This window comes from Cloacibacillus sp. (assembly GCF_020860125.1).
In the GTDB taxonomy this organism is placed as follows: domain Bacteria; phylum Synergistota; class Synergistia; order Synergistales; family Synergistaceae; genus Cloacibacillus.
In genome coordinates this window covers 1-11,874 of the sequence record NZ_JAJBUX010000023.1, presented here as the reverse complement: position 1 = coordinate 11,874, position 11,874 = coordinate 1, and the positions used below count along the sequence as shown (strand labels likewise).

Genomic DNA, 11,874 nt, shown 5'->3' with positions numbered 1-11,874 from the left:
TATAAATAAAACTAACGATATTTCCTACAAAATGTAATTGTTTTACATCACCTAAAATCCTGCTAATTTAATAAATCTTAACATCCATAACGTTCACAAAACTCCTACACGATAACGGAATCCTCTGCTTCTAATGCAGCTAACTGACGTTTTGCCTCCTCTGGCGATATCTTTTTCATCCCAAAGCCAGTGTACCCGTAAATAACGGCAAGAACCGGACAAATGAAAGAAATTATAATCCAGGGAGCAAAGGTAAGCACGCTGACACCAAAGACTCCGTGATAATAAACCCCTGAGGACGCCCAAGGAACACAGGCAATGAACATCGTACCGGTATCTTCGCAGGTACGCGATAAGTTGCTGAGGTCAAGATTGTGACGCAGGAATGGCTTTTTAAATAACGTGCCAAGCATAATGATCGGAATGTAACTGATACCGCCAAAAATCGTCAGAAATATTCCTGAAATAACCGCTATAAGAACGGTCATACCCTGTGATGCCTTTTTACCGACAAGGTGTTCCAGCAATATATCAAAATAGCCTGCGCCCTGAGCAATTCCAGTATAGGTATATGCGCTGATGACAATACAAATTGTAAAGAACATGCTGTTTAAACCACCGCGATGTAGAAGCTTTAAAACAGCGGGAGAAATAGCTTCCGGGTCTATGCCTGAAGATGAGGCCATACTTACCTTGAAACCTGACATCAGGCAATTAACGCCGTCAGCAAAACTGAAACCCTGTACATAGACTCCCAAAACAATGGCTACCAGTGATGCCCCGAACATACAGGGAACTGCGGGATATTTCAAAAGAGCTCCGCCGATCATAATGACAAACGGAATCATCAAAAGTATATTCCAATTATATATTTGATCCATCTGCCGCAGCATAATCGTAACATTCTCAGACTCTAGAGAACCTCCGGAAATACTGGTTAAACCATAGACTGTATAAATGACTGCGGCAACTATAAAAGCCGGAACAGTCGTCCACAGCATGCTTCTGATATGGTCATAAAGATAAACACCGGTGGCCATCGCGGCAAGATTCGTAGTATCGGAAAGAGGGGATAATTTGTCACCAATAACTGCACCGGCAACGATAGCTCCAAGAACGGGAGGAAGCGGAACTTCGAGCCCCATGGCAATACCCATCAGAGCGACACCAGCAGTACCGGCAGAAGTCCAAGACAAACCTGTTGCTACGGACAACACAGAGCAAATCAACAGCGAGCAGAGCATCAGAAATTTAGGGTTTACCATGTGCATTCCATAATAGATAAGCATCGGTATGGAGCCGGCAAAAATAAACGATGCGACTACGACACCAATCATAAATAGTATGAACACACAAGGCATGGCTCCGTCCAAATGCTTGATGATGGAAGTTTCAATTTTTTTCCATCGCCAGCCGATGCACATGGCCATTAAAGATGCCAAGGAACCTGCGACTAACAACATTAAAATTATATTATAGCCCAATATTATATTACCTATCGTGATTGGAAGAAAAAGTGCCAGTACGACAATGATAGCTTCGGCCAATGTAGGTTTACGGAATGTTCTGTTTTCAGCCATTTTTATATTCTCCTTTTTCGGTTTTCTGAATATGCGGTACAAAAAACAAAACAGCGGTACTAATCGAGTACGGCACAATACTGTTTCTTGTGTAGTTCGAATCGGCGAGCCCCTTCGCCGTGCGAACTTAAAATCATAGGTAGTAATTTAATGCTTTGTGAAGTTTAGCAAAAAATATAAATATACACATTTGCTTTATTAATATGGCTGAATTATCTAAATAAATATTAACACGCACGTACCTATGATGATAATTATATTTGTTAATCTTTCCATTACATTCTTTCATGAACATCTTATGAATTTTTGTATAAAATTAAGGAAAGAATTTTTATAAGGGGAGATTTCTATGGATATCAATAAGCTGCAGGTATTTTTAAAAGTTATAGAACATAATAACCTAACGAAAGCTGCGGAATCCTTAGGTTATACTCAATCAGGAATAACTCACATTATAAACGGGATAGAAAAAGAGGTTGGCTTCCGTCTGCTAAAACGTTGTCATTCGGGCGTCTCCTTGACACCCGATGGAGAACAGCTGATACAATTTTTTACTGATTTAGTAGATATTAATCATCAAATGAATCACAAAATAATGCAGATTAAGGGTTTGACGCGGGGCAGTATCCGTATAGGCAGTTATACAAGCGTAACTTTATTTTATCTGCCGGAGATTTTAAAAGAATTTCTCAAACAGCACCCGAATATCGACATCTCGCTAATGAAAGGCAATTGCAGCGATATGGAAAAATGTCTTGACGAAGGCACTATTGACGTCGCGTTTTTAAGTCAGCAGGATTACCATAGCTATGATTTTATTGAACTGCTGCAAGATCCTATTTATGCTGCAATGTCGCCGGAAAACCAGTTGGCTGAGTACGATCCACTGCCGATTAAAATGCTTAACAATGCTCCAATACTACATTTTGTCGCACCCACGGGCCGAGATTTAGATGTGGAAAAAATTCTAGCCCAGATAACCCCAAGGGTTGTCTATACCACCAATTTTGATTATTCGCTGATAAGCATGGCGCGGCAAAACTTGGGGGTTTGCTTGGTACCTGGACTAATTGCCGAAAACGAAAAGGACGGAGTAGTTTTAAGGGAGCTATCACCTCATTGTTACCGCACATTGGGAATGGCTGTACCTTTGTTGTCAGATGCGTCCCCTGCCACAAAATCCTTTATAGAATGTGCTGAAATGGTTGTGAAAAAACAAAAGACAAAACAGGTACAGACTGACAAATAATCTCTCTGAAAAGTAAGAGTTTTTATATGCAATGGCTAACTAATAGTACCGCCTTTTTTAAAATGCTCAATATCCTCCTGGCAATAGCCTAGTTCTGTCATTATTTCATCTGTATTTTCGCCCATCAGTGGAGCGTTCTTATGCTCCATGTTCCACTCGCCAAATTGCACAGGGGTTGCGGGGATCAATTCATCCGTACCTTCCCTGTCATGTGTAAAGTAGACATAATTGTTCGCTAACGCCTGCAGATCACTTGCCACATCTTTGAAATGACCGATACGATCATGTACGATGTCCGCCTCTATCAATAAACGATCCCATTCCTCATAATCTTTTTCCATAAAAGCCTCATCCAGTATTTTCGTAAAAACAGCACAATGTTCGCGCAGCGCCGGCTCATTGTTAAAACGTGGATCAACGATTAACTCTGGCCTGCCAACGACACGGCAAAGAACACTAAAGTAACGCTTATATTCCATAATAGACATATACAGCCACCTGCCGTCTTTACAGCGGAATGAGTTGCACAGAGGGCTAAATGGCTGCCTGCGGCTTTTCGGCCATTCATCGCCATGCCATGTTGACTGGACTAAACATGCTGAATGCCAAATACCTGTCGCATAAAGCGACGTTACCACCTTTTCTCCCCGTCCAGACATCGCTTGTTTATAAAGGCAGGCGGCAACACCTCCCGCAAGTGAACAACCGGTAGCTATATCCCCCATTGCAAACGGATTAGTCAGCGGATTGCCGTCTTTATCCGCCACATCCAAAAGCGCTCCAGAACGAGACCAAAATGCGGCAGCGTCAAATCCCGGTTTCCCAGACTCGTCTCCGTTATGCCCATATCCGCATATGTGACCCCAGATAATGTGAGGATGCTTGACCGACATTGTTTCATATTCCAATCCTAGACGAGATAACGCCTGCAGCCGGCAGTTAGAAATAAAAATATTAGCCCGCGCCAGTAGGCGGTCCATTATTTTTTGTCCATCAGTGCTCTTCATATTTATTGATATCGTGCGTTTTCCCCCGTTTAACAGCTCCCAATATGGGTTGGAACCATCGTCCGCCCTCAACCCCATAACCGCACCTGAATAACGCCCAGGTTCTCCCTCTAACGGCTCAACCTTTATGACATTTGCCCCCCAGTCTGCTAAAATTTTTCCGGCAGACGGGCCGGCGAAATATATCGTAAAATCTACTACCAATATACCATCCAAAGGTTTACCCATTAATCCGTCACCCTTTTTAAAAAAATAGTCATCATGTTATTTAGGCTAACTTTCATAAAGGCGGCTGCCATTGCATCAAGCGATGACAACCGCCAACAAAAGGGTAAATACCCAACCTATAACAGATACCGCCCGTTATAACAAGGCTTCACACAAATAAGCAGACATCAATCTTTACTCTCTGCCTCTTTTCTTGCCTTATGCTTAGCCATAAAGCGTTCCTGCCAAATCTTAGGTTCACCCGATGCATAGCCACGGAAATGAGCCTCCGCCGCGTAATAGAAGCTGGCGCGATACTGCGGCTCTTCAATCATATTGAACCACTTCTTCATCGTGCGAATCGCCGTCGGCGGCTTAGAGCAAAGCATTTCACAATACGCCGCAACCTCTTCGTCCAGTTTTTCCCAAGGAATGATCTTTGAGATCAAACCATGATGCAGAGCTTCCTCTGCACTCATCAGACGTCCGGTCAAAGACAGATCTACAGTAAGGCTCTTTCCAAGGTTTGTCCACAGGAGACTGCTGCCAGTGATTGTGGGGAATCCTGCGTCGATCTCCGTCATACCAAAACGCGCATTGGGCGTCGCAATGCGAATGTCGCAAAGCAAAGGAAGCTGGAAACCTGAGCCGGCACACGCGCCGTTAACCACACAAACTATCGGTTTCTCAAGCCCTCTGACTTCATCATAGAATGGCAGGAATGAGTCAATCCATTCCTTAGCTTTGTCAGGCTTGATATCGTGGCTTTCGTTGAAGTCTTGGCCAGCGCAAAAGGCATTTTTGCCTGCGCCTGTCAATACCGCGCAGCGCAAGGAATCGTCTTTGGAATAATCCTTAATCGCCAGGAATAGTTCATGCTTCGTTTCGTTATTGAGGGCATTATACACTTCAGGACGATTAATTGTGATATAGGCAACTTTGTCCCTCTTCTCATAGATAATTACAGAACTCATAGCATTACCTCCTTAATATAATTTGAATATAATTTGCGAACATAAAGCAACGAACAAAAATCAATTACTTTGCATATCGGTCCCAACTATCGTCAATAGAGCGTGAAAGTCCATTTTTCTTTGTTCGTTGGCTTTCTGTTTTTTCGAACGAATCTATAAACGTGTAATAACGTGGGATTTGATATTTAGCCATCCGTGGTTCACACCATTTGGCAATGTCGGCGGGATTCGGTCTGTTCCTGCCAGAAACACACTTTATGAATACCTTCATATCATCCCCGCCCAATTCACCGGGAACGCCTATAACGGCGCATTCCTCAATATCTGGATATTCATTGATGACCCGCTCCACTTCCCAGGCCGAAACATTTTCTCCGTTAATGCGAAGGCTATCTTTTGACCTACCCTTAAAAAAGATATACCCCTCCTCGTCCATGTAAGCTAAATCACCAGTGGCGAACCAACCATCGGGAAGCAGGCATTTACTTGTCGCTTCCGGATTTCGGAAGTATCCTTTGAGAATGAGCCCTGGCTGTTTACCTCTAACCTGAATCTCACCAAGTTCTCCTGTCGGCACGACTTTGCCGTCATCTCCCATGATGCGTACCTCAAAGTAAGGCAGTGGTTTACCGATAGAACCAATTTTGCCATCAAGACAGACCGTCGTCAGGCTGGAACATTCGGTCATGCCATATGCCTCATGAATCTGCACACCAAAACGATCCTCAAACTCTTTCCAAACTTGACGGGCAGCACCTGCCCCCCAGGCGATTTTTACCGAGTGATTTTTATCATCGGCTCTTGGCGGCTGTTTTAATAAGATCGGCAATACACTTCCCAGATAGTGCACACGAGTCGCTTTGTAATGTCGGGCCTGATCCCAGAAACGCGACGCACTGAAACGAGGAAGCAAAGCCATAACGGAAAGATACATCAAGCATACACATATCATCTGCACGCCGCCAATATGGCAGAATGACTCCCACATCAGCATTACTTCACCAGGACCAGCCTCATTGGCAATCGCCGCGCCTTTAGCACACGTGCGCAACATTCTATCTGTCAATAAGACTCCCTTAGGTACACCAGTGGTTCCTGATGTATAGGAGATCGCCAGTACATCTTCAGGTCCTGCGCCTGGAACGATAGGAGGAGTAGCTTCAGCATCCGCACCTACCGAAGAAAAAGGTAGTTGGTGAGCAATACCAGTTTCAGAGAAATCGGCATTGCCGCGCGTGAAGATAAACTCAATATTATTCAAACCGACTCGGCCCAAACTCTCCGCCATAATATCCGCAAAACTTTCGTCAACGAGCAGAGCACGAGGGTCTGAAAGCTGCAGCAGCAGGTCGAGGTTGGCACCTTTGAGGTTGGTATTGAGGGGAATATATGTCAAACCAACTTTTGCGCAGGCAAATACCATAAAGAAAAAGTCCGGGTGATTGGGGATCATTATAGCGATACGATCTCCGCGCCGGAAACCAAGATTGAGAAAACCATTTGCAAGCCGGTTAACTTTTTCCTCTATTTCACCATACGTGATAGGTACGTCCTCATAAATGCAGAAAACCTTATCCGCTTCATCTTTCGCTCGTTTCTCAAGCCATTGTCTTATTGTTGTATCATCGACATAAATCATAACCGTCACCCTCTTACCATAAGCACAAGTAAAATATCTGTGGAATATTTAGCTTCTTGTTATACTAAATTGCATATTTAAATATTCACTGACCGTAATCTATGCCAGAGCACTGATATCTATCCTCTCCCTTCGGACAATAAAACAACAGTAAGTTGAACAGGGGGCTCTGACCAACTCAAATACTGCTGCGGATTCATTCAGCCACATACCTATGATTAAAAAACAGTTTTATTGTGGGTAAATTCCAAAAATTACAAACGAATATATCCTTTATGAAATTTACAGTTACAGCATAGCGTGAATATTTAGAAATATACAGCGCGCTTTTTTAATGTTTCCATTTGACTTTTTAATGGACTGAGGTTTGACTGTGAATTGCGGCGCTTTCCGTATGCAGATACAAATAGGTTATTATCTTCTGTTATCACCAATACCGGGTTTGGCAAATGCTATACGGCACAGGATGCATTTGCTACAATGTGTGTCAGCATGCCATTCACCACGGCGTAGGACTATTAGGATATCGCATTCTAGTATCGGACTAGCCATAATTGTCTAAATATATCCATTTATGGCAGCGATTATCGCTATTATTTGTATGTGCTATAAGTGAACCCTAAGCTATAAAAAACGGTCAAGGAGAGCTATCCATGAAAAAACAAGATAATTTATTAAAAGAGCAGCTTCTAAACGACATTGGAAATATCTCCCGCGTCATGTCTGCAGACGGAAGAGTCGCGGATTATATACCGGAGCTGTCTTTCATGTCTCCGGAGCTTTTTTCGCTCAGCTGTCAGCCCATTGACGGCCAAATGATAGAGACGGGCGACAGCGGGCAGTTTTTTACCATGCAGTCTATCTCCAAGATCCTTGCCTTAGCCTTCGCGATAGAGAACTTCGGCAGGGACAACGTATTTCGTCATGTCGGCATGGAGGCGAGCGCCGACTCATTCAACTCGCTCATGCGTATTGAGATGACCTCTTCCAAACCGTCAAATCCCTTCATGAACGCGGGAGCGATCGCGGTATGCTCGCTCATCTACAAGGCATATAAAGATGAGTCCGCCTGCAGGCTCATCGCATTTATGAAGAGTATCACCGGCAGGGAAAACGGCTTCGACGAACGGGTCTTCGCCTCGGAAAAACGGAGCGCAGACCGGAACAGGGCGCTGGCCTTTTTTATGAAGAGCATGGGGCTGCTGCACGGCGACGTCGAGGCGATCCTTGACCTTTACTTCACACTATGCAGTCTGCGCTGCACAAGCGGCGACCTGGCGAAGATCGGCGCGATGATCGCCTCCGGCGGAATATCAATCCACTCGGGAGAAAAGATCCTTACAAGGGAAACCGTCTTCACGGTGCTCGGACTTATGAGCGCCTGCGGGCTATACAACGAGTCTGGGGAGTTTGCGGTGCGCGTCGGCCTGCCCGGCAAGAGCGGCGTCTCCGGCAGCATTCTCGTCTCCGTTCCCGGACGTATGGGGATCGGGGTCTTCTCCCCCGCCCTCGACGCGAAGGGCAACTCCGTCGCGGGGATAAAGGCGCTGGAGCTGCTCTCCGAAAAGCTGAATCTGCGCGGCTTCGGCGAATAGGGCGGCTGTCATGCTTATAAAAAAGATTCTCCCCGCGGAAAGGGAGCTGGCGCTGGCGCTCGCGATGGATGTCTTTATACAGTACGAGGCACACGATTACCCGAAAGAGGGCATAGAGACATTCCGGCGTTTTCTGGCGGACAGAGAAAAGATAGAGGCCCTCGAAATGTACGGCTCGTATGAGGGAGACGAACTCACCGGCATGATCGCCATGGGCAATGAGGGAGAACATGTCACGCTGTTCTTCGTCGAGGGAAGGCACCAGCGGCGCGGCGTCGGCAGAAAACTCTTCGAGGCGGCCCTCGGCGAGAGCTCGTCGGAGACGATCACCGTAAATTCTTCAGCCTTTGCCGTCGGCATTTATAAGAGGCTCGGATTTACCGCCGTGACGGAAGAACAGACGAACAATGGTATGAGATACACACCGATGATATACAAAAAATAAAAACTCCGGATAAAATGCCGCCGCAGCGGCGGCATTTTATCCAAACGATTCGTATAGCGAAAAGGTTAAAAACAAACCGGCAAAAACCAAACAATTCAAATAAAATTTTATCCTTATTTTTACCCTTCACAAAACTTGCAAAAGATAATTTAGGAGTGTATTATTGGACTCATAAAATACCCCGATACTTAAAGAGGAGAGTTTTATTATGCCTGGTCTAGCTAAATCCCATGATGTACCACAAAAATCAACTCGGATTGCCCCCCCCAGAAAGATATAGCAAAGTTTATTTAATTCTACCGCTTCTACTATTCATTTTAGCCTCATCAATTTTACTGCATAGCTTCGCAGCAGCCACTCCAGCGCATACCACCATTTACGTGCATTATTCCGGCGGCGGTGACGGAAGCGACGACAAAGGTTCCGGAACGGACAGCGACCCGTTTGAGACATTCAGAGGCGCGCTGAAAAACCTTGACAAAGTCTCCGCCGGCGACATCGGCGACCTGACGGTCATTCTCTCGGGAGATAATTTTATGCCCGACAGCAGCGACATCAACGTGCCGACAGACAGAGGGCTAACCTCGCTTTCAATCGAGTCGGCCTCCGGCGACTGCAAAATCAGCACGTCAAGCGGTGACGCCTCGCTCAATCTGTACGCCAACGGCATCCCCATTACGATCGGTGAAAAAGTCTACTTCGACGGCTCCCTCTATGGCGGCTCCCACGCCAGGGACCTCATCCTAAAAGACGGAGAAAACATCGATATTACGGTCAAAGGAAAGAGCGCCGTGATATACGGCGGATGCGACTCCGCCGACATGACCTCCGAGGGCAGTTCGGCGATCAAAATCACCCTCACGGAGACGGGGAATCTTGGTTATATCTTCGGCGGCGGTTATAACTCAAACATCGGAACGGAGGCAAACCCGATACCGGTAACCATCGACCTTGAGGGCGGAGACACCGGCAGGTCTGGCTACATGCGATCCAGCAGTCCCCGCATATTTGGCGGCGGCAAAGTCGTGAACGCAGTGGGAACCTTCAGAGAGTACGGCGACGTAAAAATCCTGACAGGTAAAAAATCATTCGCCGGAGAGACTAACGCCGACGTTGTCCTAATCTTCGGCGGCGGCATGGTTTCACGGCCATACCATTCCGCGGCCTCCGGCGACGTCGTACAGGAGATCATCGGAAACATAGACATCGAAGTGGCAAGCGCTGATTTTGCCGACACAAGAAACGAAAACCGCATAGACGGTATCCGCGGAGGCGGATATGCGTACACGGGTATAGACGACGACTGGAACAGAAACGGCGGCACGGTATCAAGGGTGATCGGGAACGTACATCTGGACATTAACAGATGCGTGGACAACAGCCTCGGATTCGGCATCAACGGCGGCCCTTATGCCTATGGGCAGGGTCATACGGGGGAGATATCCGGCGACATAACGGTGGATATTCACAAAATAACCACCGGCACGACATACGTCACCAGCGTCACCGGCGGCGGGGAGATGATTGACGGCGGAAAAATCAACATCGGCGGCAATATAACGGTCAACCTTCACGACGGCGCGGCAAGCAAACATAACAACGCAAGAGTCAACGGCGGCGTAAAAATATCCTCGGGCGGCGGAGAGGCAAATATATCCGGAGACATCGATGTCAATGTCGGAAATGGTTGTTCCATGCTGGATCCGGAGCTTAATCAATCTTCCTCTATTATCGGCTGCGCGGACATCGAAAATTCCATAAATCCATCAAAGGGCACCGTAAATATCAGCGGCGACGTCAGGATAAAGATCGGCGACGATTTTGCCTGTTACGGAATAACTGGCGTTAACATAGACAATGAAAATAGCTCGGTTAATATATCCGGAGATATATCTATTACCGCAGGCGACAGGATGTCCACAATAAATCCTTTTTGCGGAGCTGGCTACGTTAAGGGAAAATTGAACGTCAGAAACATCCGCATTGATATTGGGAATGATTTTCACCTAAATGGGGCCAGTAGCCACGGCTATTTCTACGGAACTGGTCAGACCGTTGACAGCAGCGAAGCCTCTATAAAAATCAGCGACGACCTCAAAATAACTATCGGCGACGGGCTCTCCGGCTCCTGGTTTTTCTCAGGCGGATATGTTCTTGACGGCGCTATTTTTATCGGCGGCGATATCACGACACACATAGGGAAAAACGCGAAACTTTCATCTTTTATCGGCGGCGGTTACACAGGCGCCGGCGGTTACGCTGCTGGAAGCTGTATCGTTGGAGGCGGCATAACGACGATCGTTGATGGTACGAACGGGACATGGACCGGCCTTTACGCCGCGGGACGAGCTAGTGTAGCCAACAGCAAAGCTACCGTGGGATTCGATCTCGACGGCAATCCTTCGGCGGCGGGAGGCAACGTGAGCACAACGATAAAATCCGGTACGATCAAGTCATACTACGGCGCCGGATATGTAAGCACCGGTTCTTCAGACGCTGCGGTCCGCGGCAATGTGACCACGACGATGGAGTCCGGTACAATCTCATACTACTACGGTGCCGGATATGTAAAAGAGAGTTCTTCAAGTGCTGATGTCCAAGGCGACGTGAGTACAACGATAAAATCCGGCACGATCTCTTCATGCTTTGGCGCCGGGTATGTAAACGCCGATTCTTCAAACGCTGAGGTCCAAGGAAATGTAACCACGACGATAGAGTCCGGCACAATCTCGTACTACTATGGGGCCGGATATGTAAACGCCGGTTCTTCAAACGCTGAGGTCCAAGGAAATGTAACCACGACGATAGAGTCCGGTACAATCACGTCATACAGCGGGTCCGGATATGTAAATGGAGACGCTTCTAACGCCAATATCAACGGCACCGCCGCCTCTATATTTATCTCTTCGTCTGGGGATATAAATATCGGCAGTACATGTTCTCCCTCCGGACGTGTATATGGAAACAATTCAACCGCCGATACAGGCGGAGTTCGTCTTGAATTCCAAGGCAATAATTTCAAGAGATTAGAGGGCTCTTCATTTAGAATAAATATATACGGCTCTGCGGGGTCCGCTACGTCAAGCGCGAAAGTAAACGGCGACGCGGCACTGGTATTGGATAACGCGGTCGTCAACGGGCTTTGTTATTTTCAGCCCCTTTCCAACCCTCCCACCAC

General features: G+C 46.6%; 8 protein-coding genes. 4 read left to right on the top strand and 4 right to left on the bottom strand.

Annotated features, from left to right (window positions below):
* Window positions 1–104: 104 nt before the first annotated feature.
* Window positions 105–1,580 carry a Na+/H+ antiporter NhaC gene (gene nhaC, locus LIO98_RS02970; protein WP_291953202.1) on the bottom strand — a complete coding sequence of 492 codons (1,476 nt, stop codon included), beginning with the start codon at window positions 1,578–1,580 and terminating at the stop codon, window positions 105–107.
* A 349-nt stretch (window positions 1,581–1,929) separates the two neighbouring features.
* Here nhaC and LIO98_RS02965 point away from each other — a divergent pair, with 349 nt between their 5' ends.
* Window positions 1,930–2,829 carry a LysR family transcriptional regulator gene (locus LIO98_RS02965; RefSeq protein WP_291953200.1) on the top strand — a complete coding sequence of 300 codons (900 nt, stop codon included), beginning with the start codon at window positions 1,930–1,932 and terminating at the stop codon, window positions 2,827–2,829.
* A 35-nt stretch (window positions 2,830–2,864) separates the two neighbouring features.
* On the opposite strand, the gene LIO98_RS02960 is transcribed toward LIO98_RS02965, so the two are convergent.
* The 3 genes from LIO98_RS02960 to LIO98_RS02950 form a co-directional block, all read right to left on the bottom strand.
* Window positions 2,865–4,064 carry a CoA transferase gene (locus LIO98_RS02960; protein ID WP_291953198.1) on the bottom strand — a complete coding sequence of 400 codons (1,200 nt, stop codon included), beginning with the start codon at window positions 4,062–4,064 and terminating at the stop codon, window positions 2,865–2,867.
* A 167-nt stretch (window positions 4,065–4,231) separates the two neighbouring features.
* Window positions 4,232–5,017: an enoyl-CoA hydratase/isomerase family protein gene (locus LIO98_RS02955; RefSeq protein WP_291953196.1), complete on the bottom strand. Its 786-nt coding sequence runs from the start codon at window positions 5,015–5,017 to the stop codon at window positions 4,232–4,234.
* A gap of 64 nt (window positions 5,018–5,081) precedes the next feature.
* Window positions 5,082–6,656 carry an AMP-binding protein gene (locus LIO98_RS02950; RefSeq protein ID WP_291953194.1) on the bottom strand — a complete coding sequence of 525 codons (1,575 nt, stop codon included), beginning with the start codon at window positions 6,654–6,656 and terminating at the stop codon, window positions 5,082–5,084.
* Between the two features lie 653 nt (window positions 6,657–7,309).
* Between LIO98_RS02950 and glsA the strand changes: the two genes are divergently transcribed.
* The 3 genes from glsA to LIO98_RS02935 form a co-directional block, all read left to right on the top strand.
* The gene (gene glsA / locus LIO98_RS02945) at window positions 7,310–8,251 is read left to right on the top strand and encodes a glutaminase A (RefSeq protein WP_291953192.1); all 942 of its coding nucleotides are present in this window, start codon (window positions 7,310–7,312) and stop codon (window positions 8,249–8,251) included.
* Between the two features lie 10 nt (window positions 8,252–8,261).
* Window positions 8,262–8,696 (top strand): GNAT family N-acetyltransferase, encoded by a 435-nt coding sequence (locus LIO98_RS02940; RefSeq protein WP_291953190.1) that lies wholly within the window; start codon window positions 8,262–8,264, stop codon window positions 8,694–8,696.
* A 380-nt stretch (window positions 8,697–9,076) separates the two neighbouring features.
* A partial coding sequence (locus tag LIO98_RS02935) for a hypothetical protein (RefSeq protein ID WP_291953188.1) occupies window positions 9,077–11,874 on the top strand: 2,798 nt, incomplete at its 3' end.